The sequence below is a fragment of the Rhodanobacter sp. UC4443_H10 genome (genome assembly GCF_052978325.1).
Map to the genome: position 1 here is coordinate 3,456,083 of NZ_CM129668.1, position 24,203 is coordinate 3,480,285.

Annotated in this window: 21 protein-coding genes; 17 read left to right on the plus strand and 4 right to left on the minus strand. The window is 64.4% G+C overall.

Going from position 1 to position 24,203, the window contains the following annotated elements; all coding sequences use genetic code 11:
- Positions 1-26: 26 nt before the first annotated feature.
- The 5 genes from ACVCMB_RS15600 to ACVCMB_RS15620 all read left to right on the plus strand — a co-directional run bounded on the left by ACVCMB_RS15600 (position 27) and on the right by ACVCMB_RS15620 (position 5,358).
- Positions 27-887, plus strand: coding sequence for a glycosyltransferase family A protein (locus tag ACVCMB_RS15600; protein WP_447105627.1), 861 nt, complete (start codon positions 27-29; stop codon positions 885-887).
- A gap of 74 nt (positions 888-961) precedes the next feature.
- Complete coding sequence (locus ACVCMB_RS15605; RefSeq protein ID WP_447105628.1) at positions 962-1,525, plus strand: hypothetical protein; 564 nt, start codon at positions 962-964, stop codon at positions 1,523-1,525.
- A 656-nt stretch (positions 1,526-2,181) separates the two neighbouring features.
- Complete coding sequence (locus tag ACVCMB_RS15610) at positions 2,182-3,573, plus strand: hypothetical protein (protein ID WP_447105629.1); 1,392 nt, start codon at positions 2,182-2,184, stop codon at positions 3,571-3,573.
- Between the two features lie 413 nt (positions 3,574-3,986).
- The gene (locus ACVCMB_RS15615) at positions 3,987-4,370 is read left to right on the plus strand and encodes a GtrA family protein (RefSeq protein ID WP_447105630.1); all 384 of its coding nucleotides are present in this window, start codon (positions 3,987-3,989) and stop codon (positions 4,368-4,370) included.
- A gap of 1 nt (position 4,371) precedes the next feature.
- The gene (locus tag ACVCMB_RS15620; protein WP_447110574.1) at positions 4,372-5,358 is read left to right on the plus strand and encodes a glycosyltransferase family 2 protein; all 987 of its coding nucleotides are present in this window, start codon (positions 4,372-4,374) and stop codon (positions 5,356-5,358) included.
- On the opposite strand, the gene ACVCMB_RS15625 is transcribed toward ACVCMB_RS15620, so the two are convergent.
- Both ACVCMB_RS15625 and ACVCMB_RS15630 read right to left on the minus strand, forming a co-directional pair.
- Positions 5,355-6,299 carry an electron transfer flavoprotein subunit alpha/FixB family protein gene (locus ACVCMB_RS15625; protein ID WP_447105632.1) on the minus strand — a complete coding sequence of 315 codons (945 nt, stop codon included), beginning with the start codon at positions 6,297-6,299 and terminating at the stop codon, positions 5,355-5,357. The two genes, ACVCMB_RS15620 and ACVCMB_RS15625, sit on opposite strands and share 4 nt — an antisense overlap.
- Before the next feature lie 157 nt (positions 6,300-6,456).
- Positions 6,457-7,203: an electron transfer flavoprotein subunit beta/FixA family protein gene (locus ACVCMB_RS15630; RefSeq protein ID WP_447105633.1), complete on the minus strand. Its 747-nt coding sequence runs from the start codon at positions 7,201-7,203 to the stop codon at positions 6,457-6,459.
- A gap of 291 nt (positions 7,204-7,494) precedes the next feature.
- Here ACVCMB_RS15630 and ACVCMB_RS15635 point away from each other — a divergent pair, with 291 nt between their 5' ends.
- Together ACVCMB_RS15635 and ACVCMB_RS15640 are read left to right on the plus strand one after the other, a co-directional pair.
- On the plus strand, positions 7,495-8,481 hold the full coding sequence (locus tag ACVCMB_RS15635; RefSeq protein WP_447107185.1) for a glycosyltransferase family 2 protein: 987 nt from the start codon (positions 7,495-7,497) through the stop codon (positions 8,479-8,481).
- Entirely contained in the window at positions 8,474-9,418 is a 945-nt protein-coding gene (locus tag ACVCMB_RS15640) for a glycosyltransferase family 2 protein (protein WP_447105634.1), read from the plus strand. The genes ACVCMB_RS15635 and ACVCMB_RS15640 overlap by 8 nt, the downstream gene beginning before the upstream one ends.
- A 140-nt stretch (positions 9,419-9,558) precedes the next feature.
- On the opposite strand, the gene ACVCMB_RS15645 is transcribed toward ACVCMB_RS15640, so the two are convergent.
- Positions 9,559-11,169 carry a 4Fe-4S dicluster domain-containing protein gene (locus ACVCMB_RS15645; RefSeq protein ID WP_447105635.1) on the minus strand — a complete coding sequence of 537 codons (1,611 nt, stop codon included), beginning with the start codon at positions 11,167-11,169 and terminating at the stop codon, positions 9,559-9,561.
- 336 nt (positions 11,170-11,505) lie between these two features.
- Between ACVCMB_RS15645 and ACVCMB_RS15650 the strand changes: the two genes are divergently transcribed.
- The 8 genes from ACVCMB_RS15650 to ACVCMB_RS15685 all read left to right on the plus strand — a co-directional run bounded on the left by ACVCMB_RS15650 (position 11,506) and on the right by ACVCMB_RS15685 (position 20,050).
- Positions 11,506-12,906 carry an amidase gene (locus ACVCMB_RS15650; protein ID WP_395116538.1) on the plus strand — a complete coding sequence of 467 codons (1,401 nt, stop codon included), beginning with the start codon at positions 11,506-11,508 and terminating at the stop codon, positions 12,904-12,906.
- A gap of 192 nt (positions 12,907-13,098) precedes the next feature.
- Complete coding sequence (gene cysD, locus ACVCMB_RS15655) at positions 13,099-14,010, plus strand: sulfate adenylyltransferase subunit CysD (RefSeq protein WP_395116540.1); 912 nt, start codon at positions 13,099-13,101, stop codon at positions 14,008-14,010.
- Entirely contained in the window at positions 14,010-15,878 is a 1,869-nt protein-coding gene (gene cysC / locus ACVCMB_RS15660) for an adenylyl-sulfate kinase (RefSeq protein ID WP_447105636.1), read from the plus strand. The genes cysD and cysC overlap by 1 nt, the downstream gene beginning before the upstream one ends.
- Before the next feature lie 79 nt (positions 15,879-15,957).
- Positions 15,958-17,058, plus strand: a complete 1,101-nt coding sequence (gcvT, locus tag ACVCMB_RS15665) for a glycine cleavage system aminomethyltransferase GcvT (RefSeq protein ID WP_447105637.1) — start codon at positions 15,958-15,960, stop codon at positions 17,056-17,058.
- Positions 17,059-17,142: 84 nt separating this feature from the next.
- Entirely contained in the window at positions 17,143-17,538 is a 396-nt protein-coding gene (gene gcvH, locus ACVCMB_RS15670; RefSeq protein ID WP_395116546.1) for a glycine cleavage system protein GcvH, read from the plus strand.
- A 129-nt stretch (positions 17,539-17,667) separates the two neighbouring features.
- Complete coding sequence (locus tag ACVCMB_RS15675; protein WP_447110575.1) at positions 17,668-17,964, plus strand: hypothetical protein; 297 nt, start codon at positions 17,668-17,670, stop codon at positions 17,962-17,964.
- Between the two features lie 183 nt (positions 17,965-18,147).
- Complete coding sequence (gene metJ / locus ACVCMB_RS15680) at positions 18,148-18,699, plus strand: met regulon transcriptional regulator MetJ (RefSeq protein ID WP_395116550.1); 552 nt, start codon at positions 18,148-18,150, stop codon at positions 18,697-18,699.
- A gap of 331 nt (positions 18,700-19,030) precedes the next feature.
- On the plus strand, positions 19,031-20,050 hold the full coding sequence (locus tag ACVCMB_RS15685; protein ID WP_395116552.1) for an energy transducer TonB: 1,020 nt from the start codon (positions 19,031-19,033) through the stop codon (positions 20,048-20,050).
- A 276-nt stretch (positions 20,051-20,326) separates the two neighbouring features.
- On the opposite strand, the gene ACVCMB_RS15690 is transcribed toward ACVCMB_RS15685, so the two are convergent.
- Positions 20,327-21,607: a serine hydrolase domain-containing protein gene (locus ACVCMB_RS15690; RefSeq protein WP_447105638.1), complete on the minus strand. Its 1,281-nt coding sequence runs from the start codon at positions 21,605-21,607 to the stop codon at positions 20,327-20,329.
- A 55-nt stretch (positions 21,608-21,662) separates the two neighbouring features.
- Between ACVCMB_RS15690 and ACVCMB_RS15695 the strand changes: the two genes are divergently transcribed.
- Both ACVCMB_RS15695 and ACVCMB_RS15700 read left to right on the plus strand, forming a co-directional pair.
- Positions 21,663-22,250, plus strand: a complete 588-nt coding sequence (locus ACVCMB_RS15695) for a LemA family protein (protein WP_447105639.1) — start codon at positions 21,663-21,665, stop codon at positions 22,248-22,250.
- Between the two features lie 50 nt (positions 22,251-22,300).
- The gene (locus ACVCMB_RS15700; RefSeq protein ID WP_395116559.1) at positions 22,301-24,178 is read left to right on the plus strand and encodes a M48 family metallopeptidase; all 1,878 of its coding nucleotides are present in this window, start codon (positions 22,301-22,303) and stop codon (positions 24,176-24,178) included.
- Positions 24,179-24,203 lie beyond the last annotated feature (25 nt).

The window sequence follows — 24,203 nt, forward strand, 5'->3', positions numbered from 1 at the left end:
AGCGGTAGGTGATAAGGGGGGCAAGGATGAACAAGGTGTCGGTGGTAATTCCCTGCTACAACGCGGGAGAGTTTCTGGATGAAGCGGTTCAATCTGCGCTTGCACAAACCTGGCAGAATCTTGAGGTAATTATCGTGGATGACGGCTCGACGGATCCGTCAACCTTACGTCTTCTGGAGGAGGCGCCTTGGCCCCGTACCCGCATCTTTCATCAACAGAATGCGGGTCCGGCTGCTGCGAGGAATCACGCTGTGCGCGAAGCGGGCGGGAGTTACATCCTGCCGCTGGACGCAGACGATACGATTGAGCCCCGCTACGTAGAGGAGGCTGCCAAGGTCCTCGATGCGCGACCGAACGTCGGATGCGTCTATTGCAAGGCAAGAAAGTTTGGTGCCGAGCAGGGACCCTGGAAGCTGCCCGCCTATACATTGCGCGAGTTGGTCATCGACAATGTGATCTTCGTGACGTCCTTGTATAGGAAGGCTGATTGGGAAAGCGTTGGTGGCTACAACGAAAAGCTGCGCCATGGTGTCGAGGATTATGATTTCTGGGTAAAAATCGTTCACCTTGGTCGCGATGTGGTACAACTAGATGACGACCTTTTCAATTACCGCATACAGGCGAGTTCAAGAACCTCTTCCTTCCAGGATCGGAGGGCAAAGGTGGTTGAAAGCTACGCCGAGATTTTTCGATCCAACATCGGCTTCTATACCGCCCACGCCGAGATGCTGTTCGAGCATAGGTTTGGACTGTACGACGAGCTGCAATACTGGAGATCGCGGTACCATACAGTGGATGCCTTTCTGACACGCCACCCACGAATTTCACGATTCGTCTGCGCTGTCAAAGGGGCACTATCCAAATACCGTCATCGTAAAAGCCGGTAGTAGACGTTTGCAAAGCGCGAGCAAGACCTGATGCCCGTGGTAACGACAACGATATGACAAAAGGGATGTAAGGCATGAACAAGAAATTGTTGATCACGCCCCTGTTAGTAGTGGCGGGCGCATTCGTGGGGTGTGGGCAGTCAGTAGGTGACAATGCACCCGCCGCGAACGTTGCCGCGGGAAGCGGGAGTGTTGCCGTTGTGCAGGAGACGACCGAATCATTGCCTGGGAGTGCTATCCAGCCGATGAGCGCCCAGTCATTGTCTGAAATCAAGATGGGTACTTCGCCTTGTTCATTTGATTCCGTCGATGGAAATTATTCCAAGACCGAAGCGAAGCTTGATCGGTCGAATTCCCACACTTTCCGAGGATGGGCGTTGACCGAGAACATGCAAGTGGTGAAGGACGTCAAGTTTGTACTGAAAGGTACCGACAGCTTCTCGATCATGGCGAAAACTGGCACTGAGCGGCCCGATGTCGCGAGCTATCTGAAAGATGCGAATCTGAGTTCCTCGGGGTTCAACTTCTCTACGACGCTGGAATCCGTGCCGGCAGGCGTGTACCAAGTACTTTTGGTAACGCGGTTTGGTGAGGTCCCTTATGCGTGTGAAACCAAGAAGAGCGTGACGGTATTTTAAGAAGTAACCTGCAGGTACATGCCGCTAACATGGCAGCTGACTGGACGAAGCTCAGCTTAACTTCCGTTCATTCGTCCCTCGACTTCGCTCGAGATCGCGAGCTGTGTTCAGTGGAACCATGACCGAGCGTCGGTACTAATCAGGTCGTGGCTATCTCAAAGTCCGGCGGCAGACGGCCTGTCAGTGCCATGCAAGCGCCATCGCTTTATTGACAGGCCATCTGAAGGAATGCGGAGCCGCGAAGTCATGATGGGCGTTGTATCGGGGTAATGCAGCTGGAATCTGAACCTGCTGTTTCGAGGTATTTGAGCGCTGAAGAGAAGCACGGGCATTACTGGATCGGCTGGATTAGTTGCTCCGACTCAACCCCGTGCCTATTCGCACGGCGGTTTCAAGGTCCACGTGCAACACCCCCATCGCTTGGTGACCAAAGGAGGCGGGGAATGGGGCTGTCAACAGCGCCACAGCGCTTGCGTAGCCGTTGACAGGCCCATTCCCCGCCGGATCATGGGCTTGGCCATGATGATGGGGGCGATCTACCGGAGTGTTGCACGTGGAGTTTGAACCGGCTCACCCAATTATCAAGATTGGCGGAACATCCGGTCCCAATTGCGCAACCATACTTGGAAATATTTATGGTACGCGGAGAATATCTGATGACAGGCTATGCATCGAGCCACAAGTATTTTATATTCTTCCTTATTGTCGTGGCCGTCGCCTTGTCACTGCATTCGCCTGGGGAGATTTCAATTGACTCGGGCAGACAGCTTCACGAGGCGGCGGTTGGCCGTTCGCTGAGCTGGAATCCACCGTTCATGTCGGCCTGGCTCCGTTTCCTTGGCGCGGGGATGGTGGCTAGTTCGCTATTTATCGCTGTCAACGCCTTGGTGACGTATTGCGGTTTTTCTGCAATTCTCAGCTGCTTGACGGCGGAGAGAAAGCTTTCGTGGTGGCGAGCCCCTGTTAGCCTGATTCTTCTTGCCAATCCGATATTCTTCTACTACGTCGGAATTGTCTGGAAGGACGTGCTGATCGGTACTGCTCTTGTCGCGCTAGTGGCACTGATGATTACCGCGACTCTACGTGTGGACAAGTGGCGTTACGGTCTCCTTGTACTTGCGATTCTACTTGCGTCTGTGCTGCCGTTGATGAGACAGCAAGGCATTTTTATCGCTCCCATTTTTGCCACTATTGGCTCCTATCTCCTCGTTCGCGAGGTTCACCCAAAGCGGTTAATTCGGTTTACACTTTTCGGCGTTCTTATGATCTCCAGCTTCGGAGTCTACAAGGCCGTGCAGCTGTGGACGACGAGCACAATAGCCGGATCCGCTAACAGGGATGTTTCGCAAGGGCTCTCTCTAATCATGGCATACGACGTTGCGGGTGTCATTGCGAATACCCCCGACGGGGAGGTGCAAAGTTTTTTCATGCCTGATCTCGTAGCGCGGCATTTTAAGGCTAGTTACAGCGCGCAGCGCGTGGATACGATGATGGCTGACCCCGTCGTGTCTCGATACTTGAACGGCGTTACGAAGATGGAGCTTCGCGAAGTTTGGATGCATGCACTGAAACTGCATCCGAGAGCCTATTTACGTCACAGAGTCGATGCTTTCTCGTGGCTGCTCGGCATGCACGACATAGAGTCGTGCGTACCGATATATATCGGTAAGTACACCTTGCCGGATGATGCGGCTGCGTCAGGGGGACAGGAATCGTACGACGATAGGGCGAGACTGCTCAAACATGGTGAGCGAATTTTGCAGGATACGCCGGTGTTTCGAAACTGGTTCTACATCCTTCTGCTTGCTGTGTTTTCTGCTGTCGTTATTTTTAAGGCTCGTGGGGACGGCAAGTTGATCGGGCTTGGTATTTCATGCTCTGCGTGGATTTATCTGTTGACCTTTGTACCAACCTCGATTGCTTGTGATGTCCGATATCTCTATCCAGTGGCTGTATTGAGCACTATAGGTTTAGTAGCTGTGGTACTTGGTTACGGCTTGGCCAACAACGCGAACGGTGAAGGAATCGCGAAAGACCATATTGAATAAACTGTTGTACTTCACCGCTCTGTATCGTCAATTGATTTTGAGGTACGAGGGGGATGTGCTGGTGTTTGCTTCAATCTCGGCCGATGCGGGGTTTAGAGTGTTAGCGCCCGTAGGTGACGGTTCGGGCGGACGTGGCTGCGCGAGGGATGGATCGTGAGACCCCGCCTCCGTCTGGCCGGATGCCGGGAGTGCCTGATCTCCAAATTCAACCAGTACCAGTGGCTATTGACGTAGTAAGCCACGGGCTGGCATACGCGAGGGCATACTTGCGGAGTTTCGCGGTGCCCGGGATCTGCGTCCGTAACCGGTTCCAGCCTCCGGCTGCGTAAGGAACGGCGACCGCAGTCTTCCTGCGGCCGGCATCGCAGTTCTCGTGCTCCATGAACCCCATTGTGAAAGGAACCAGCTGGACTATGAGCGTCGCGCGCCAAGGCATGTTTTTTCTCGTTGTGGGCTGCGGTCTGATCGTGCTTGACTGGATAGTCTTTGTTGCGTTGACGGCGGTCGGCGTGATGCCAGTTACGGCTAATATCGTCGGACGCGTTGCCGGAGCGGTGGTAGGCTTTTGGGCAAATGGTACCGTCACGTTCTCGACGTCTGGGTCCCCACGCTTGGGGGGGCGCCGATTAGCGCGTTATTCAGTTTTGTGGCTGTTGCTCACGTTACTCAGCACGGTGTTGGTTGCTGGGCTAGCCGAGCAACTCAATCTAGAAATTGCCTGGCTGGCCAAGCCGGTCGTCGAGGCAGGAATGGCAGTGTTGAGCTTCTTCGTTTCCCGTCACTGGGTGTATCGCTGACATGAGTCAAATATTAGAACCACGTATCGCTGTGGTCATACCCTGCTATCGCGTGGCCGTACACGTGCTGCCGCTGATTGAGCGCATTGGGCCAGAAGTGGGTTGGATCATTGCGGTGGACGATGCATGTCCAGAGCATAGCGGCGATGTCATCGAACGGGGCTGCCATGATCCGCGTGTGACCGTGCTGCGACATGCCGAGAACCAAGGCGTTGGTGGTGCCGTGATGACCGGCTATCTCGCGGCGCGTGGGTTGCCGGCCGATGTGGTAGTGAAGCTCGACGGCGATGGGCAGATGGATCCCGATCTCATCCCCGCGCTGGTTGCACCGCTGTTTCGCGGTCGCGCCGATTACGTCAAGGGCAACAGATTCTATCGGCTGGCAAATGTGTCGGGTATGCCGGCGATTCGGCTCTTTGGTAACGCAGTGCTGTCATTCCTGACCAAGTTGTCCTCAGGTTACTGGCAGTTATTTGACCCGACCAACGGTTTCACGGCGATCCACCGTACCTTGCTGTCAGAGCTGGATCTCGAACATATCGCCAAACGGTATTTTTTCGAGTCAGACTTGCTTTACCACCTCAACCAGCTGCGTGCCGTGGTGGTGGACATGCCGATGAAGGCAGCCTACGCAGATGAAACCTCCAGCCTGCAGCCGATGAGGATGATTGGGCCATTCTTGCGTGGTAATTTGCGCAATTTTGGTCGCCGGCTCCTCTACAGCTATTTTTTGCGTGGTTTTTCGGTAGCCACCGTGGAGCTGTTGCTCGGGGTCCCGCTGCTCCTGTTTGGTGTAATCTTCGGCGGATTCCATTGGTGGCAATCAATAGCCGACAATGTGACGTCCACTGCCGGGACCGTCATGCTTGCCGCGCTACCGATGATCATCGGGGTGCAGCTACTTTTGTCGTGGTTGGGTTTCGACGTCGCGGCGGAACCCCGTCAACCCGTGCACCCGACGCTGCAAGAGCCTCATGTGGGTACTTAGCCCAGCGCCGCTTCCAGCTCTGGAATGATCTTGAACAAATCCCCCACCAACCCGAAGTCGGCCACCTCGAAAATCGGCGCCTCGCCATCCTTGTTGATCGCCACGATGGTGCCGGCGTCCTTGATGCCGGTGAGGTGCTGGATGGCGCCGGAGATGCCGATGGCCATGTACAGCTCGGGAGCGATGATCTTGCCGGTCTGGCCGACCTGCATTTCGTTGGGGCAATAGCCGGCATCGACGGCGGCGCGCGAGGCGCCGACGGCGGCGCCGATCTTGTCGGCAAACTTGTAGATGATGTCGAAGTTTTCCTTCGAGCCGACGCCACGGCCGCCGGAAACGACCTTGCGGGCGCTCTGCAGATCGGGGCGGTCGCTCTTGCCCTGCTGCAGTTCGACGAAGCGGGTGTGGGTGGGCAGCGCGGTGTCGACGGTGATGGCCTCAACCGGCGCGCTGTTGCTGGCGCTGGCAGCGGCGGACCACGACGCGGTGCGGATGGTGGCGACCACGGTGTGTGCCGGGTCGGCCTCAACCGTGATGATCGCGTTGCCCGCGTAGATCGGCCGCTTGAAGGTGTGCGGGGCTTCCACGCTCATCACGTCGCTGACCTGGGCCACGCAGAGCAGGGCGGCCACGCGCGGCGCGAGATCCTTGCCGAAGGTGGTGGAGGGCACGAAGACGTGGCTGTAACCGGCGGCGGCCTTGGCGATCTGCGGTGCGAGCACGGCGGCCAGCGCATGCGCGTTCTCGGGCCGGGCGACGGTGAGTACGCGACTTACGCCGTCGATCTTCGCGGCTTCCGTGGCGATCGCGTCGGCGTTGTCGGCGAGCACCAGCACGTCGATCGCCTCGCCCTTCACGGCGACGGCGGCGCTCACGGCGCGCGCAGTGGAGGGGTTGAGTTTGCCGTCGAGGTGTTCGGAGATGACGAGAATCTTGCTCATGATGATTACCTTTGGCAGTACGTCGAACATGCCTTCGTGCCGTCATTCCCGCGAAAGCGGGAATCCATTTTCCGCACGCCTGAAAGACACTGGATTCCCGCTTTCGCGGGAATGACGGCAAGTGAAAGCGCGATGTTCATATGTGAGGATGGGCAGATCAGAGCAGACCTTTCTGCTTCAGCGCCGCGACCAGTTCGGCCGCGTCCTTCACCATCACGCCCTTGCTGCGCTTGGCCGGCGCGGCGTAGTGCGTGGTTTTCAGGTGGTCGTTCGCTGCCACGCCGAGCGAGCCGAACTCGATTGTGTCGATCGGCTTGGACTTCGCCTTCATGATGTCGGGCAGCTTGATGAAGCGCGGCTCGTTGAGGCGCAGGTCGGTGGTGATCACCGCGGGCAACTCGGCCTCGATCACTTCCAGGCCCGCATCGACCTCGCGGGTCACAGTGGCCTTGCCGTCGGCGATCTCCACCTTGCTGGCGAAGGTGGCCTGCGGGCGATCCCACAGCGCGGCGAGCATCTGGCCGGTCTGGTTGGCGTCGTCGTCGATCGCCTGCTTGCCCAGGATCACCAGCCCCGGCTGCTCCTTCTCGATCAGCTTGAGGAACACGCGCGCGGCGGTCAGCGGCTGCACGGCGTCGCCGGTGACCACGTGGATGGCGCGGTTCGCGCCCATCGCCAGGCCGTTGCGCAGGTGCGCGGCGAGATCGACCGGGCCGATGCCGACCACGATGACTTCCTCGGCCACGCCTTTCTCGCGCAGGCGCAGAGCCTCTTCCAGCGCGATGTCGTCGAACGGGTTGGCGGACAGCTTGACGCCGTCGGTGACCACGCCGCTGCCGTCGGGCTTGACCTGGATGCGCACGTTGTAATCCACGACGCGCTTGTAGCCCACCAGAATTTTCATCAGCTGTTCCTTTGAATTGCAGGGCGCCGAGACGCCGGGCGCGATGGATCAGTCCCGCATTCTAACCTGTCCGGGCTATCCATGCGGCAGCGTACGGAATGGGCGGGTTATGCCTTGTCCCGTGAACCACGCAGCCCGCCCGTGGAGCCGGGCGAGGCTCATGAAAGATCGCGGCGCATCGACACTATAGAATGCATGTATCCCCGGGCTGTGGGCCTGCCGGCAATGAAGGTGCTCGCAACGCGGCATCGCTTTCGCTGTCCGCCTGGCTTTCCGCGCCAACGAGCGACCATGACGCGATTGCGACTTTCCATCGTGCTTTGCACGTACAACGGCGCCGTCTATCTGCAGCCGCAGTTGGACAGCCTGTTGGCACAGACGCGCCTGCCCGACGAGATCGTGATCGGCGACGACGGTTCGACCGATGCCAGCGTGGCCATGCTGCAGGCGTTTGCGGCGCGGGCGCGGGATGCCGGCATCGAGGTGCAGCTATTGTGCCACCGGGAGAACCTGGGTTACGTCGACAATTTCTCGGCGGGACTGCGTGCGGCGCAGGGCGATGTGCTGTTCCTGTGCGACCAGGACGATGTGTGGCGGGCCGACAAGCTGGCGCTGATGGCCGAGCGGTTCGAGCAGGATTCGTCCTTGCTGTTGCTGCATGGCGATGCGCGGCTGGTGGATGCCGGGGGTCGTCCATTGGGGTGTTCGCTGTTCGACGTGCTGCAGATGACGCCGCAGGAACAGACGACCATCCACGATGGGCGCGCGTTCGACGTGATTCTACGCCGCAGTTTCGTGACTGGTGCGACGGCGGCATTGCGGCAAGAGCTGGTGGTAAGGGCATTGCCGGTGGCTCCCGGCTGGATACATGACGAGTGGCTGGCGGCGGTGGCTGCGGCGATTGGTCGGGTCGATTTTATCGATCTGCCCCTGATTGACTACCGCCAGCATGGCGCCAACCAGATCGGCATGCGCAAGCGCAACCTGGCGATGAAATGGCGGGATCTGCTGCGGCCGCGTGTGCAGCCGCTGGCTGATGAAGCGAAGCGGCTGCGCTTGCTGGAGGACTTCTTCCTGCAGGCGGGGTTTCACGGCAGTCGCGACCGTGCCGCGCAGGTGCGGGACAAGCGAACCCACTTCGAACGGCGGGTGGCGATCGGCCGCTTGCCGCGCTGGCGTCGGTGGTTGCCCGTGCTGCGCGAGGCGCGAGGCGGTTTTTATCGTCGTTACGGTACCGGCATCCGATCGGTGCTGCGGGATCTGCTGCGCCATGACTGATGCGACCGTCGGCGACGTGTGCGCGGTGGTGGTGAGCTACCGCCCTGAACCGGACGCGATGGTGCGACTGGTAGACGCGGTTATGCCGCAGGTCGGTGCGGTGGTGCTGGTCGACAATGCCAGTGATGGGGACTGGAACCAGGTGCTGGGCCGGCGCTTGTCTGCGCAAGGTGGCGCGATGCTGAGCCAGTCGCGCAACCTCGGTCTCGCCGCGGCGCAGAACGTCGGCATCGCGTGGGCGCGCGGGCACGGTTATCGCCACGTCTTGCTGCTGGATCAGGACAGCGAGCCGGCTGAAGGGATGGTCGCAGTCCTGCTGCGCGCGCTGCAGGAGCTGTCGCTGGCCGGACCGGTGGCGGCGGTGGGCCCGCGCTTCCACGACATGCGCGAGCGTCGCGCCGCGCCGTTCGTGCGCATCGGCTTTCCGTTCAATCGCAAGCTGTGGTGCGATGGTTCGACGCCGACCATCTCCTGCGATTTCCTGATCAGCTCGGGCATGCTGATTCCGCTGGCCGCGCTCGACCGGATCGGCGTCATGGATGCGGGCCTGTTCATCGACAATGTCGACCTGGAATGGAGCTTTCGTGCGCGGGCGCGGGGCTACTCGCTGCACGGCGTTTGCGCGTCGACCATGCGCCATCGCCTCGGCGACACCCGCCGCGCCTTGCCGCTCGGGCTGGGCCAGGTGGTGGTGCATGGGCCGCTGCGCCTGTATTACATGATGCGCAACCGGGTGCGGCTGTACCGGATGGCGCACACGCCGCGCGCGTGGGTCGCGCAGGACGTGCCGCGGGTGCTGGTCAAGCTGTTTCTTTTCGGCGTGTTGATCGGACCGCGTCGGCGCAATCTGCGCTGCATGCTGCGCGGGTTGGTCGACGGCATGCGTGGGCGTGAGGGCGAGGCGCCGGCCGACCTTCTTCACCGATGCAGCATGTGAACGACGAGCCAGCGATTGGCGCAAACGGATCGTCCCCGAGCCGAAGGAAGCTTGCTTCACGCGGAGAACCCCTCACTTCCCGTCACTACCAGCTTTCGCGGGGATGACGGCGGCAAGGAGGTGCCTCTTCCCTGGCGCGCCTACAGGTTCTGGTAATTCGGCCCCGAGCCGCCCTCCGGCGTGACCCAGGTGATGATCTCGTACGGGTCCTTGATGTCGCAGGTCTTGCAGTGCACGCAGTTGGCGGAGTTGATCTGCAGGCGCTTGCCGTGTGGCTGGGTTTCGTCGGCCACCATCTCGTAGACGTTGGCGGGACAGAAGCGGGTGCAGGGGTTGTCGTATTCCTCCACGCAGCGCGTGGCGCAGATGTCGGTGTCGGCCACGTGCAGATGGATCGGCTGATCCTCGTCGTGCTCGGTGGCCGCGAAGTAGACGCCGGCGAGGCGGTCGCGCGGCGGCAGTGTGCGCTGCACGTAGTCGCGCTTGGGCTCTTCGCATTCGCCGAGCTTGTGCAGGCTGGACCAGTCGGCCTTGTTCTTCAGCGTCCACGGCGACAGGCCGGCGGTGACGGTCTCCCAGGCGGCGTTGAGCAGGCCGAACCACAGGCCCTTCTTGAAGCCGGGCTTGACGTTGCGCACTTTCTTCAGCTCGGCCATCACCTCGGAGTCACGCAGTTTCGCGTCGAAGCCGGTGGCGTCGAGACCGCTGGCGGCGAGGTGTTCGGCGGCCAGCATGCCGCTCTTCAGCGCCTGGTGGGTACCCTTGATCTTCGGCACGTTGAGCAGGCCGGCGGTGTCGCCGATCAGGATGGCGCCCGGCATCTCGCACTTCGGCAGCGACTGCCAGCCGCCGGTGACGATGGCGCGCGCACCGGCCGAGAGGATGGTGCCGCCTTCCAGCAGCGATTTCACGCTCGGGTGGTTCTTCCATTGCTGGAACGCTTCCCACGGCTGGTACTTCGGGTCGCTGTAGTCGAGGCCGCTGATGTAGCCCAGCGCGATGCGGTCCTTGTCCAGGTGGTAGAGGAAGCTGCCGCCATAGGTATGCGTGTCGGCGGGCCAGCCGATGCTGTGCACGATCTTGCCGGGCGTGACGCGCCCGGCGGGTAGCTGCCACAGCTCCTTGATGCCGATCGAATAGCCCTGCGGATCGCTGCCGGCATCGAGCCCGAAGCGCTTGACCAGCTGCTTGGTAAGGCTGCCGCGGGCGCCTTCGGCCAGCACGGTGAGCTTGGCCTTGATGTCGATGCCCTCGGTGTAGCCGGGCTTGTGCGTGCCGTCCTTCGCCACGCCCATGTCGCCGATGCGCACGCCGGCGACAGAACCGTCCTCGTTGTAGATGTTGTCGGCGGCGGCGAAGCCGGGGAATACGTCCACGCCCAGCGCCTCGGCCTGCGGGGCCAGCCACGCGCACAGCGCGCCCAGCGAGACGATGAAGTTGCCGTGGTTGCGCATGCCGGGCGGCACCGGCAGCCGGGTGCCGCCGGTTTTCGACAGCAGCCAGAACTCGTCCTTGCCGGCCGGCACGCAGATCGGCGGCGGGTTGTCGCGCCAGCCGGGCAGCAGGGCATCCAGCGGCTGCGGCTCGATCACCGCGCCGGAGAGGATCTGCGCGCCGATGGTCGATGACTTCTCGATCACGCACACGCTCGTGTCCGGCTTCAGCTGCTTCAGGCGGATCGCGAATGCCAGGCCGGCAGGGCCGGCGCCGACCACGACGACGTCGTATTCCATGGTTTCGCGCTCGCTCATGGCGAACTCCTGCAGTGCGGGAAAGGGTGGCGTCTTCGATGCGTCATCGACGCACGATACCCTGCCGCATTGTCCGGGTTCGGGCCATGCAGGGCAACGCGTGCTGCGCCACCGCTTGCAATCGTCGCGGGTCGGGCGGTGATAATCGCAACCGTATTGCCAAGGAGCGTGGGTGGCAGAAATCTTCCGGGCTGCAAAAGCGGCTGCGTGGTCCGTATTTCCGCCGGTTCTTGACCCATGGAACCATCATGGGCCCGCGAACCGTCGAAAATCCGTCCTCGCGCATCCACTTTTTCGCCACGGAAGTTTCTACCACCCACGCTCCTAGGAGAGTTCATGAATTCGATGCCGCCGATCGCCGATATCGACCTGCGCCGCGCATCGCTGTGCCAACTGCTGCACTGGCTCGCCACGGGCAGGGTACGGCCGGAAGCCCTGGCCGATGTCTACCAGCAGGCCATCGAGCGGCTCGATCCCCGGCTCAACTGCTACGTCGACCAGCGCCCCGGGCTGATGCAGGAACAGGCGCACATGGCCGATCGGCGTCGCCGCGACGGCGTGATCGGCCGGCTCGACGGCATCCCGCTGGCGCTGAAGGACAACCTCGACATGGCCGGCTGGCCGACGCGCGCCGGCCTGCCCGGGCGGCGCAAGCCGGCGGCGAACGATGCCCACGTGGTGGCACGGTTGCGCGCGTCCGGCGCGGTGGTGATCGGCAAGACCAACATGGACGAGGGCGCGCTGGGCGCGGCCACCGACAACCCGCATTTCGGCGCCACGCACAACCCGCATCGCCATGGCTACAGTGCGGGCGGCTCTTCCGGCGGCGCTGCCGCGGCGGTGGCCGCGGGCCTGGCGGTGGCGGCGGTGGGTTCGGACAGCCTCGGCTCCATCCGCATCCCGGCAAGTTACTGCGGTATCTACGGGCTGAAGCCCACGCACGGCGAGATCTCCGCCCGCGGCCTGGTGCCGGCTGCGCGTCGGCTCGATTCGGTGGGCCTGCTGGCGCGCAGCGTCGAAGACCTCACCGTACTGCTGCAGGTGCTCGCCGGTTACGACGCCGACGATGCGCGCTCGCGTCGCCGCCGCGTGGCGTTCGCGTTGCCGGACTGGGACCCGGGCCACCTGCGCGCGGGCCTGCTGCCGGATCTGGCGGCGGTCGGCGTGCAGCCGGAGGTGGTCGAGCTGTTCGAGTCCGCGCTGGCCCGGTTGCCGCACGCGCTGAGCGACCGCCGCACGGTCGACTTCGACGACTGGAATTTCGCCCGCACCCGCCGCGCCGGCTTGCTGCTGATGGAGGCGGAAATGCTCGGCACGTTCGCCGAGGATCTTTCGCCTGACGCGAAGCATCCCGTGTCCGACCGCTTCCGGCGCATGCTCGGCTACGCCGCCGGCAAGAGCGCCGCGGATTACGCCACGGCCGACCGCGTGCTGGACGCGGCCACGTTGAAGATGCGCCGGCTGTTCGCCCAGGTCGACGTGCTGGTGCTGCCGACCACGCCGCAAGGCGCGTTTCCGCTGGATGGCCCGGCTCCGGATTCAGCCGCCGACCTCACCAGCTTCGCCAGCCTCGCCGGTTGTCCGGCGGTGAGCCTGCCGATGGGCAAGCTCTCCGATGGCCTGCCGGTGGGCCTCCAATTGGTCGGCCCGCGCGGCTCCGACCTGCGCCTGCTGGAGCTGGCCGCCGCCTGCGCCGCAACGCTGGATGCCGAGCCGGCCTACCCGGTGCTGGAATGATGCGCAGCGAGTAGGGCGGACACCCAACTGCCACCTCGATGCCATCGCCCCGGGCCATATCCATATGCGAACTCCTTTGGCCGTTGGTCCGGGGGCTGCCGTTCGCTCGATCTATACTGCGGGACTCCAGGATGTCGTTCGCCCGGCGGGCGACGTCGTTTCAGCCCTGCCTGCTGCCGAGTTCGCTACCCCATGACGGCTACTGCACCGCGTTCCCATCTCGACGATCTCGAGGCCGAAAGCATCCACATCTTCCGCGAAGTGCAGGCGGCGTTCCGTCATCCGGTGATGCTGTATTCGATCGGCAAGGATTCCTCGGTGCTGCTGCACCTGTTGCGCAAGGCGTTCTATCCGGCGAAGCCGCCGATGCCGCTGCTGCATGTCGACACCACCTGGAAGTTCCGCGAGATGATCGCGTTCCGCGAGCAGGTGGCTGCGGCGGGTGACGTGGAGGTGCTGGTGCACATCAACCAGGATGGCGTGCGCCAGGGCATCTCGCCGCTCACCCACGGCGCGGCCGTGCATACCGACGTGATGAAGACCCAGTCGCTGAAGCAGGCGCTGGACCAGCACGGTTTCGACGCCGCCATCGGCGGCGCGCGTCGCGACGAGGAGAAGTCGCGGGCGAAGGAGCGCGTGTTCTCCTTCCGCAACGCGCAGCATCGCTGGGACCCGAAGAACCAGCGGCCGGAGCTGTGGCGCAACTACAACACCTTCGTGCGCCAGGGCGAGAGCGTGCGCGTGTTTCCGCTGTCCAACTGGACCGAGATGGACGTGTGGCTGTACATCCAGCGCGAAAGCATCCCGCTGGTGCCGCTGTACTTCGCCAGGCCGCGACCGGTGGTGGAGCGCGACGGCGCGCTGATCATGGTCGACGACGACCGCTTCACCCTGCGCGAGGGCGAGAGCGTGCGAATGCGCGAGGTGCGCTTTCGCACGCTGGGCTGCTACCCGCTGACCGGCGCGGTGGAGTCGTCCGCCGACACCTTGCAGAAGATCATCGACGAGATGGCCGCCTCGCGCACCTCCGAGCGGCAGGGCCGGGTGATCGACCACGATCCCTCCGCGTCGATGGAGCACAAGAAGCAGGAGGGTTACTTCTGATGGCCGCACCGGAGAAGGGACTGCTGCGCTTCATCACCTGCGGCAGCGTGGACGACGGCAAGAGCACCCTGCTCGGTCGCCTGCTGTATGACGCCGGCATGCTGCCGGACGACCAGCTGGCGGCGCTGGCACGTGAAAGCCGCCGGCTGCATGCCGATGCCGACGAGGGCGTGCTCGATTTCGCCCTGCTCACCGATGGCCTGGACGCCGAGCGCGAGCAGGGCATCACCATCGACGTGGCCTACCGCTATTTCCACACCGCGCGGCGCAGCTTCATCGTGGCCGACTGCCCGGGCCACGAGCAGTACACCCGCAACATGGCCACCGGCGCCTCCAACGCGGAGCTGGCGGTGGTGCTGGTCGACGCGCGCAAGGGCGTGCTGACGCAGACGCGCCGGCACACTTATATATGCGGCCTGCTCGGCATCCGCCACGTGCTGCTGGCGGTCAACAAGATGGATCTGGTCGATTACCGCCAGGACGTGCACGAGGCGATCGCCGCCGAGTATCGCGAGCTGGCCCGCAGCCTGGGCATCGAACACGTGCATTGCCTGCCGGTGTCCGCGCTGAATGGCGACAACGTCGGCAGCCGCTCGCCGCGCATGCCCTGGTACGACGGCGGCAGCCTGCTGGAGCGGCTGGAGACCGAGGAAGTCGCGCGCTTCCGCGCCGCCGACTTCCGCATGCCGGTGCAATGGGTGAACCGCCCGGACCAGTCGTTCCGCGGCTACGCCGGTACCATCTGCGGCGGCAGCGTGGCGCGCGGCGACGAGATCGTGGTGCAGCCGGGCGTGCAGCGCGCGCGCATCGAGCGCATCGTGACCTTCGACGGCGACCTGGAGCGTGCCGACGAAGGCCAGGCGGTGACGCTGTGCCTGGATCGCGAACTCGACGCCAGCCGCGGCGACGTGATCGCCGACGCGCTGCGTCCGGCGCCGGTGGCCGACCAGTTCACCTGCCACCTCTTGTGGATGGGCGACGGCAACCTGCTGCCCAACCGCACCTACCGGCTGAAGATCGGCACGCGCACGGTCAACGCGCGGATCATGTCGATCAAGCACAAGGTCGACGTGAACAGCCAGGCGCAGCTGGCGGCACGTCATCTCGAACTCAACGAGGTCGGTTACTGCACCGTGGGCCTGGACGACGCGGTCGCGTTCGAGTCGTATGCGACCAATCGCGACCTCGGCGGCTTCATCCTGATCGATCGCCAGAGCAACGCCACCGTGGCCTGCGGCATGCTCGACTTCGCGCTGGGCCGCTCCAGCAACGTGCACTGGCAGCACGTGGACATCGACAAGCGCGTGCGCGCCGCCAGCAAGGGGCAGCACCCCCTGTGTCTTTGGTTCACCGGCCTGTCCGGCGCCGGCAAGTCCACCATCGCCAACCTGGTCGAGCGCAAGCTGCACGCGCTGGGTTACCACACCTACCTGCTGGACGGCGACAACGTGCGCCACGGCATCAACAAGGACCTGGGCTTCACCCCCGCCGACCGCGTCGAGAACATCCGGCGCATCGCCGAGGTCGCCCACCTGATGGTGGATGCCGGGCTGATCGTGCTGGTCAGCGCGATCTCGCCGTACCGCAGCGAGCGGCGCTCGGCGCGCGAGCTGTTCGGCAGCGGGGAGTTCGTCGAGGTGTTCGTCGACGCGCCGCTGGAGGAGTGCGAGCGGCGCGACCCGAAAGGTCTCTACCGCAAGGCGCGCGCCGGCGAGATCCGCAACTTCACCGGCGTCGACGCACCGTACGAGCCCCCGCTGTCGCCGGATGTGCACCTGCTCAGCGGCGGCCAGCGCGCCGAACAACTGGCCGAGCAGCTCACCGCGGAACTGCTGGCGGGCATCGACCGAAGCGGCGCCGGCGACTGAGCGTTTTGCCGCACGGCTTGGATTGCCCTGTGCCGACGGCGATAATGGCCCATTCCCCAATCAGCAGGGCGCCGCCGCGATGACCGAGAAGACCGTACTCAACGCCACCCATCGCGCGCTCGGCGCGCGGATGGTCGATTTCGGCGGCTGGGACATGCCGATCAACTACGGCTCGCAGATCGAGGAGCATCACGCCGTGCGCCGCGACGCCGGCATGTTCGACGTCTCGCACATGACCGTGGTCGACCTGCACGGCGCCCGCACGCGCGAATTCCTGCGCCACCTGCTGGCGAACAACGTCGGCAAGCTGAAGGTGCACGGCAAGGCGTTGTACTCGTGCATGCTCAACGAGCGCGGCGGGGTGATCGACGACCTGATCGTGTACTACCTCGGCGAGGAGTTCTTCCGGCTGGTCGTCAATGCCGCCACCCGCGCCAAGGACCTGGCCTGGATCGAGCGCCAGGCAAAGGCGTTCGACGTGCAGGTGAAGGAGCGCCCCGACTTCGCGATGATCGCCGTGCAGGGGCCGCAGGCGCGCGCGAAGGTGCTCGGCCTGCTGCATGAGGTCGACCGCCCGCGCATCGAGAAGCTGGGCAAGTTCGCCGCGGCCGCCGCGCAAGGTCCGCACGGCATGCCGCTGTTCGTGGCGCGCACCGGCTACACCGGCGAAGACGGGTTCGAGATCATGCTGCCGGCAGAGCACGCGGTGGCGCTGTGGGAAGCGTTGCTTGCCGCCGGCGTGAAGCCGGCCGGGCTGGGCGCGCGCGACACCCTGCGCCTGGAGGCCGGCATGAACCTGTATGGCCAGGACATGGACGAGGACGTGACGCCGTGGGAGGCCAACCTGGGCTGGACGGTGTCGCTGGACGAAGGCCGCGACTTCATCGGCCGCGCCGCGCTGGAGCAGCAGCAGGCCGCCGGCGTGCCGCGCGTGATGATCGGCGTGGTGCTCGACGACAAGGGCGTGCTGCGCCACGGCCAGAAGGTGCTGTCGGCGAACGGCGAAGGCGAGATCCTGTCCGGCAGCTTCGCCCCCACCCTGGACAAGGCGATTGCCTTCGCACGCGTGCCGGCCGGCGACAGCGGCGCGCTGCACGTGGACATCCGCGGCCGCGAGGTGGCGGTGCGCCAGGTGAAATATCCCTTCGTGCGCGACGGCAAGCCCTGCGACGGCATCTGATCGCGCGTTGCCCTTTCCCTTACGGCGAATGCCGCTAGAATCCCCACCCGTAACCGTATTTCCACCCAACCACTGGACCCGACCATGAGCGAGATTCCCGGCGATCTGAAGTTCCTCAAATCCCACGAATGGGCCCGCGTGGAAGATGACGGCCTGGTCCGGGTGGGCATTTCCGACCATGCCCAGGGCCAGTTGGGCGACCTGGTCTACGTGGAGCTGCCGGAGATCGGCGCCGCGGTGAAGGCCGGCACCGGCACCGCCGTGGTGGAATCGGTCAAGGCCGCTTCGGACATCTATTCGCCGGTGTCGGGCGAGATCGTCGAAGTCAACGAGCTGCTCAACGACAAGCCCGAGACGATCAACGAGGACGCCTTCGGCGACGGCTGGATCTTCCTCGTGCGTCCCAGCGATCGTGCCGAGCTGGACGAGTTGCTCGATGCCAACGATTACCAGGAACTGATCGAGAACGACGATCACTGACCAGTCCGCTTCGAACCGCGTCGAATGCTCCGGCCGCCATGTGCGGCCGGTTGCATTTCTGGAGCTCGCCTCGGCGTTCGGTGATGTCGATGGAGTGCTCTCTCGGGCGATGCATCGAACTGTCGGATCGTGTTTTCGGGCGAGCGGATGAGCTCGCCTTCGCGTCGCCCGTCGCGAGCATCGGTCGATGCGTTTCGTCTTCGCCCGTCGCGCTTCGGCGCGGCGATCGCCGCGATCGCGGTCATCGGCGCCACCGCCGGGCTCCCCTCGGTCGTGTTCCGTTCATTTGCCGGAGACGGCCGGGTCGGGTGGCAATCGAGTGCCTTGGCGGCACTGCGTTCGTCGGCGCAGTGCATTCGGCAGATAACGCCGCGATTTGCAAATATCGCCTGTTTCACGCGGTTTGAAGCGTGTTTCTTGAAATGAGCGATTGAATGGATGGACGTCTAGACGTCCGATGTTGAATATGGTCCTTGTCGGCGCGGCCTTGCCGGCTGCGGCCTGCCGCGGCCATGGCCGTTCGGGATGCCGCCGACGCGTGGCGAAAATCAATTGACAGTTGAAATCTTCGGGGATAGCTTTCGCAGCAGATCACGGGGAATGCGTTTTATGGCGACAACGAAATTCATCAAGCCCTATGTCGAGCACGGTGAAAAAGCCAATGCAGTTCGCAAGATCACTGTCTCGATTCCGCTGCATGTCCTGCGACGGCTTTCTGATTTGCGCACCCACCGACAGGTGAACAATCTTCGGCACGCGACGAACAGCGACTTGCTGGTTGAAGCGTTCCTGCATGCTTTTACTGGGCAACCACTGCCAACTGATGAGGAGCTGAGACGAACCATGGCCACTGCCAAGAAATCCGCTGCAAAGAAACCGGCTGCCAAGAAGGCCGCTGCCAAGAAACCGGCTGCCAAGAAGGTTGCCGCCAAGAAGCCGGCGGCCAAGAAGCCGGCTGCCAAGAAGCCGGCCGCCAAGAAGGCTGCCGCGAAGAAGGCCGTCCGCAAGCCGGCGGCTGCCAAGAAAGCCGCGGTGAAGAAGGTCGCGGTAAAGAAGGTCGCCAAGAAGCCGGCGAAGAAAGCTGCACCGAAGAAGGCTGCGGCGGCGAAGGTGGTCAAGGCCACCAAGACCGCAAAGCCGAAGGCCAAGACCAAGAAGTAAGCTACACGCAACACGCAACAAGGCGACACCCACAACAAGATATGCCATCGACTTCTCCCCCCGCGGTGCCCAGCGCGGGGGGAGCACTTCGAGAAAGTTCGTCCCGGCCTGGCCGGGACGCTTCATTTCCGGGGTACGCAATGAGGCGGGCGACCGTGTCGCCGCCCCTGCCATCTTCGCCGCGCCGACGCGCGCCCGCCCGGGGACGCGGCATTGCCGTGCTGCGCCATTGGAGTTACCTTCTGCACATCCGCGCCGCGGCGTATCCGGGGGATCGCCGCTCCTACAGGGGGAAAAAGCGCGGGTATCTGTCGACACTCAGTGAGAGACCATGGATACCCGATATTCACTTCAGACGCGCCGGCGCGCGCGTGGGGCCGTCCGGCCGACCTACATCGCGATCATTGCCGTCTTTGTGCTGCTGGCCATCGGCGCGTGGTTTCTCATCCTCAAGCCGCATCAGGAACTGATGCTGGCCGATTCGGGCGGGCATCCGTCGACGCCGGTCACCGCAGTGACGCGGGCGACGCCGCCGCCGGTCAACGTGGCGGGGATGGACATCAACCAGCTGGTGGATGAAGCGCGTTCGGCCATGGGCCAGCAGCGTTATCTGGCGCCGGCCGGCAACAACGCATTCGAGTTCTACCTGCGTGTGCTGGAGAAGGACCCGGGCAACAAGGTGGCCTCCGATGCGCTGCGCGAGACCTTCCCGTTCGCGGCCAACCAGGCCGAGCAGGCGATCAACTCGCGCGACTTCGGCGAAGCGCAGCGCGAGATCGATCTGCTCTCCAAGGCCGATCCGACCAACTTCACGCTGACCATCCTGCGCTCCAAGCTCGACGCCCAGCGCAAGACGCTGGATCAGCAACAGCAGCAGGCGCTGGATCAGCAGAAGGCTGCCGCGCTCGCGGCGCAGAAGGCCGCCGCCGACAAGGCCGCCGCCGAGCAGCTCGCGCAGCAGCAGGCAGCCCAGGCGGCCCAGCAACAGGCAGCGCAGACGACACAGGCCAAGCCGGCGCCAGGCACGGCGCCGTCGGGCAACAACGCCTCGACGGAGACGGCCGCAGCGGCGCCCACAGGTCAGACTTCCGAAGCAGTGCTGGTGAAGGCCATCGCCCCGCACTATCCACCTTCGGCCGTGCGTGCGCGGCAGCAAGGTTGGGTCGTGGTGGCGTTCCAGATCGACGCGGATGGCACCACCAGCGACATCAAGGTGGTCGACTCCGAGCCGCGGCGCATCTTCGACCGGGCGGCCATGGAAGCCGTGGCGCGCTACCAGTTCACGCCGGCGATGCGAAATGGCGTGCCGGTGGCCAGCCAGCGTACGCAGCGGATCGAATTCAAGCTCTGAGAGGCGGCAAGCCTTTCAGCCTCGAAGCCGGGCGTCACACGCGCGAGCACAGCTCCTCCCCCTGCTTGCAGGGGGAGCCTGGCGACCGAGGGAAGTTCCCCGCGTGAGGGCAAAGCTCTTGTCCTTGTTGCTGGCCTGGTCGTAGTTCCTGGCCTGGTCGGAGCGACCCCATCCGGATTCTCCCCGGCGAGGATGAGAGGGACACAAGCTTCAGGACGTGAGTCGCCCTGCGCGGTCGGGCGCGTTCGACGCTATGCGCTGCCTGCCTGACGTGATTCAGTGCCGCCGGTGCGTCGCCTTGCGAACCTTCCTGCGCGGCGTGGCTTTCTTTGGCGGGCTCTCGATCTGCGCCCAGTCCACGTGCGGCAGGCCGAGCAGATCGTCGAACACCATCGGCATCAGGCCGCTGGGCGTCGGGCCGGTGGAGTTCCACAGGGTGACCACGCCGACGTTGTACTTCGGGAAGAAGCCGATCATGGTGCGATAACCGGCCACTGCACCGGCGTGATAGATCAGGGTTTCGCCGCCGTAGCGGTAGACGCGCCAGCCGAGCGCGTAGTGCGCGTCGGTCAGCCGCGCGCGGCGCCACGGGGAGGAGTGCAGTTCGCTGGGCGTGCTGACGCCGGGTGCGTGCAGCACGTCGAGCAGCGAGCCAGGCAGCACGTCCGGTCGCCCGCCCATCTGCGCGATCAGCCATTTCTCCATGTCGCGCAGGCTGGCGTTGACGCCGGCCGCCGGCGCCACGCGGTAGTAGGTTTCGTTCGGTTCGAACGGTACCCAGCCGTGGCGCGACGCATGGTGTGGACGCGCCCAGCTCTTGCTCGACTCCAGTCCGGCGCGACCGTAGGTGGCCGTGGTCATGCCCAACGGGTAGAACAGGCGTTTGTCGACCAGGTGGTAAAAGAAGTCGCCGGTGCGCGCGAGCACCACGTCGCCGATCATGCTGAAGGCCACGTTCTGGTAGCCGTAGCATTGGCCGACGCCGCAGGTCATGTCCACCTCGTCCAGCTTGCGCACCAGTTCCTGGTAGGGAATGTCACCCTCGAGCATGTTGTCGAAGGTGTTGCGCGGCAGGCCGATCTTCTGCCCGAGAATGTCGCTGACCGTGGCCTGGTCCGCCTCCTGCATGTTCTTGAGCTTGAAGTAGGGCAGCACGTCGATCAGGCGGGTGTCCCAATCGAGCTTGCCGTCGTCCACCAGCAGACCGGTGATCGCGGTGGCGAAGGCCTTGGACAGCGAGGCCAGTCGGAACACCGTGGTCGGCGTCACCGGTTCGCGCGTGGCGGCATCGGCGTAGCCGACGGTGCCTTCGAACACCACTTTGTCGTCGACCACCACGGCGGTGACCAGGCCGGCGACGGCGTCGCGCTGGCCCAGCAGATTGAGCCACCGCTTGTAGTCGTCCAGGGTTTTCCGGATGCGTGCCGGCGGCAGCGTCGTCGTGCCCGCCGATGGCGCCGGCGCGGTGGCGGGCATGGCGGTGAGCGGGCGGCAGTAGAGCACGCAGGACAGGCCGAGGCCGCCGGCGATCACGAGGAAGATCTTGCGAAACGGCATGGTATTCTGGCGGTGTTCCGGCGTGGGGATACGCCTCTGGGTGGAGAACTTGTCGATGGGCCTGATCATTTTTCTGGTTGTCGTCGTCCTGATTGTCTTGTACTTCGTGGCGATCTACAACGGACTGGTTACCTCGCGTAACGGCTACAAGAACGCCTTCGCGCAGATCGACGTGCAGTTGACGCGCCGACACGACCTGATCCCGAACCTGGTCGAAACCGCCAAGGGCTACCTCGCGCATGAGCGCGGCACGCTCGAGGCGGTGGTGCAGGCGCGCAACGCGGCCGTCAGCGGCCTGGCCGGTGCCAAGGCCAATCCCGGCGATCCGGCGGCGATGCAGCAACTGGCCAGCAGCGAGAACGCGCTGACCCAGACCCTGGGCCATCTGTTCGCCTTGCAGGAGGCCTATCCGGACCTGAAGGCCAACCAGACCATGATGCAGCTCTCCGAGGAACTCACCTCGACCGAAAACCGCGTGGCGTTCGCGCGGCAGGCGTACAACGACTCGGTGCTGACCTACAACAACAAGCGCGAGGTGTTCCCCGCGTCGTTCGTGGCCAACAGCTTCGGGTTTGCCGCCGCCGAGCCGTTGAAGATCGAAGATCCCGCCGTGCGCGAAGTGCCGAAGGTCTCGTTCAGCTGATCGTCGCGGCATCGCGGCCGCGACGCCGCTGACCGTCCGTCGGAGCCTCCATGGATTTCTTCGCCCAACAGGCGCGCGTGCGCGGCAGCAGCCGGCGGCTGGTGATCCTGTTCGTGCTGGCGGTGATCGCCATCGTGGCGGCGATCGACGCGGTGGTCTGGTTTGCGCTGGGCCAGCACCCGGCGCCCGGTGAGCCGCCCGCGTCCAACCTGAACCTGCTGCTGGGCAGCAGCGTGATCGTGCTGGCCGGCATCGGGCTCAGTTCGCTGTTCCGCATCATGAGCCTGTCGGGTGGCGGCAAGAGCGTGGCCGAAAGCATGGGCGCGACGGTGGTGCCGCCGGACACGTCTGATCCCGCGCTGCGCCGGCTGCGCAACGTGATCGAGGAAGTGGCCATCGCCGCCGGCGTGCCGGTGCCGGACATCTACCTGATGGCCGACGAGCCGGGCATCAACGCCTTCGCTGCCGGCTACTCCGCCTCCGATGCGGCGGTGTGCGTGACGCAGGGTTGCCTGGACAACCTCACGCGTGACGAACTGCAGGGCGTGATCGCGCACGAGTTCAGCCACGTGCTCAATGGCGACATGCGGCTGAACATCCGCCTGATGGGCTTGCTGTTCGGCATCCTGGTATTGGCGGTCGTGGGGCGCCGGGTGATCTGGTTCGGCGGTGGCCGCAGCAATCGTCGCGGTGGCGGACAGGTGTGGATGATCGGCCTGGCGCTGATCGTGGTCGGCTACATCGGCTATTTCTTCGGGCGGCTGATCCAGGCCGCGGTGGCGCGCTCGCGCGAGTCGCTGGCCGACGCATCGGCCGTGCAGTTCACCCGCCAGGCCGACGGCATCGCCGGCGCGCTGAAAAAGATCGCGATCCTCAGCGAGGGTTCGCAACTGCAGGCAGCCAACAAGCAGGAGGTGGCGCACATGCTGTTCGGCGAGGCCGGCAGTTTCAACGCGCTGTTCGCCACCCATCCGCCGCTGCTCGAGCGCATCCGCGCGCTGGAACCCGGCTTCAAGGAGGCCGACCTGGCGCGCATGGCGGCGGGGATGCAGCGCGAAGCGGCGTCGCCGCCGGCGAGCGCACCGACCGCCGCCTCGGGCGTGCCGGGGTTGTCGTTGCCGCCGGTGCTGACCGGCGTGCTGGCCGGCGGCGTGGCGGCGGCTGCTCCGGCCTTCCGGCGTGCCGCGGCCGTGCAGCAGGCGATGCCGGCGAGTTTGAACGATGCCGTGCAGCAGCCGGAATCCGCGCTCGCGGTGATGCTGGCGCTGGCGCTGTCACCAGCGGCCGAGTTGCAGCCCGCGCAGCGCCGGATCGTCGCCGATGCGTTCGGCGATGACGTGCAGCGCGCCGTGCAGGCGCAGGCTTCCGCCGTGGCCGCACTGGCGCCGATCGCCCGCCTGCCGCTGGTTTCGCTGGCGTTTCCCGCGCTCAGGCAACTGCCCGACGGGCGCCAGCAGACCCTGGTGCGCACGCTCGACGATCTGGTCAAGGTGGATGGCCGTGTCGACATCAACGAGTACTGCCTGGCGCGGCTGCTGCGCATTCAGCTGAGCGAGGCACGCGCGCCGCGCAGCGCGCCGGTCGATGGCGTGAAGAAACTGCCGGCCGCGCGTGACAGCGTGATCCTGGTGTGCACCGTTGTCGCCGCGGCCGGCTGCTCGGACGAGGCCGGCGCAAGGCGCGCGTGGCTGTTCGCGATGCAGCAGGCGTTCCCCGGCGAGGCGATCGAGTGGGTGCCGCCACCGGCGGCCTGGCAGGCGTCGTTCGAGCGCGCGCTGGACGATCTGGACGGCCTGAGCCCGATGGCCAAGGAACTGGTGATCCAGGCCTTGCTGCGCGCGGTCCATGCCGACGGCCAGATCAGCGTGGAGGAGGCGGAACTGCTGCGGGTGATCTGCGCCAGCCTGCATTGCCCGCTGCCGTTGTAGGGACGCGCCGACGCGCGCGATGCCC

Coding starts and splice junctions, on each gene's coding strand:
- ACVCMB_RS15600 (WP_447105627.1), top strand. CDS start 27: ATGAACAAGGTGTCGGTGGTAATTCCCTGCTACAACGCGGGAGAGTTT.
- ACVCMB_RS15605 (WP_447105628.1), top strand. CDS start 962: ATGAACAAGAAATTGTTGATCACGCCCCTGTTAGTAGTGGCGGGCGCA.
- ACVCMB_RS15610 (WP_447105629.1), top strand. CDS start 2,182: ATGACAGGCTATGCATCGAGCCACAAGTATTTTATATTCTTCCTTATT.
- ACVCMB_RS15615 (WP_447105630.1), top strand. CDS start 3,987: ATGAGCGTCGCGCGCCAAGGCATGTTTTTTCTCGTTGTGGGCTGCGGT.
- ACVCMB_RS15620 (WP_447110574.1), top strand. CDS start 4,372: ATGAGTCAAATATTAGAACCACGTATCGCTGTGGTCATACCCTGCTAT.
- ACVCMB_RS15625 (WP_447105632.1), bottom strand. CDS start 6,299: ATGAGCAAGATTCTCGTCATCTCCGAACACCTCGACGGCAAACTCAAC.
- ACVCMB_RS15630 (WP_447105633.1), bottom strand. CDS start 7,203: ATGAAAATTCTGGTGGGCTACAAGCGCGTCGTGGATTACAACGTGCGC.
- ACVCMB_RS15635 (WP_447107185.1), top strand. CDS start 7,495: ATGACGCGATTGCGACTTTCCATCGTGCTTTGCACGTACAACGGCGCC.
- ACVCMB_RS15640 (WP_447105634.1), top strand. CDS start 8,474: ATGACTGATGCGACCGTCGGCGACGTGTGCGCGGTGGTGGTGAGCTAC.
- ACVCMB_RS15645 (WP_447105635.1), bottom strand. CDS start 11,169: ATGAGCGAGCGCGAAACCATGGAATACGACGTCGTCGTGGTCGGCGCC.
- ACVCMB_RS15650 (WP_395116538.1), top strand. CDS start 11,506: ATGAATTCGATGCCGCCGATCGCCGATATCGACCTGCGCCGCGCATCG.
- cysD (WP_395116540.1), top strand. CDS start 13,099: ATGACGGCTACTGCACCGCGTTCCCATCTCGACGATCTCGAGGCCGAA.
- cysC (WP_447105636.1), top strand. CDS start 14,010: ATGGCCGCACCGGAGAAGGGACTGCTGCGCTTCATCACCTGCGGCAGC.
- gcvT (WP_447105637.1), top strand. CDS start 15,958: ATGACCGAGAAGACCGTACTCAACGCCACCCATCGCGCGCTCGGCGCG.
- gcvH (WP_395116546.1), top strand. CDS start 17,143: ATGAGCGAGATTCCCGGCGATCTGAAGTTCCTCAAATCCCACGAATGG.
- metJ (WP_395116550.1), top strand. CDS start 18,148: ATGGCGACAACGAAATTCATCAAGCCCTATGTCGAGCACGGTGAAAAA.
- ACVCMB_RS15685 (WP_395116552.1), top strand. CDS start 19,031: ATGGATACCCGATATTCACTTCAGACGCGCCGGCGCGCGCGTGGGGCC.
- ACVCMB_RS15690 (WP_447105638.1), bottom strand. CDS start 21,607: ATGCCGTTTCGCAAGATCTTCCTCGTGATCGCCGGCGGCCTCGGCCTG.
- ACVCMB_RS15695 (WP_447105639.1), top strand. CDS start 21,663: ATGGGCCTGATCATTTTTCTGGTTGTCGTCGTCCTGATTGTCTTGTAC.
- ACVCMB_RS15700 (WP_395116559.1), top strand. CDS start 22,301: ATGGATTTCTTCGCCCAACAGGCGCGCGTGCGCGGCAGCAGCCGGCGG.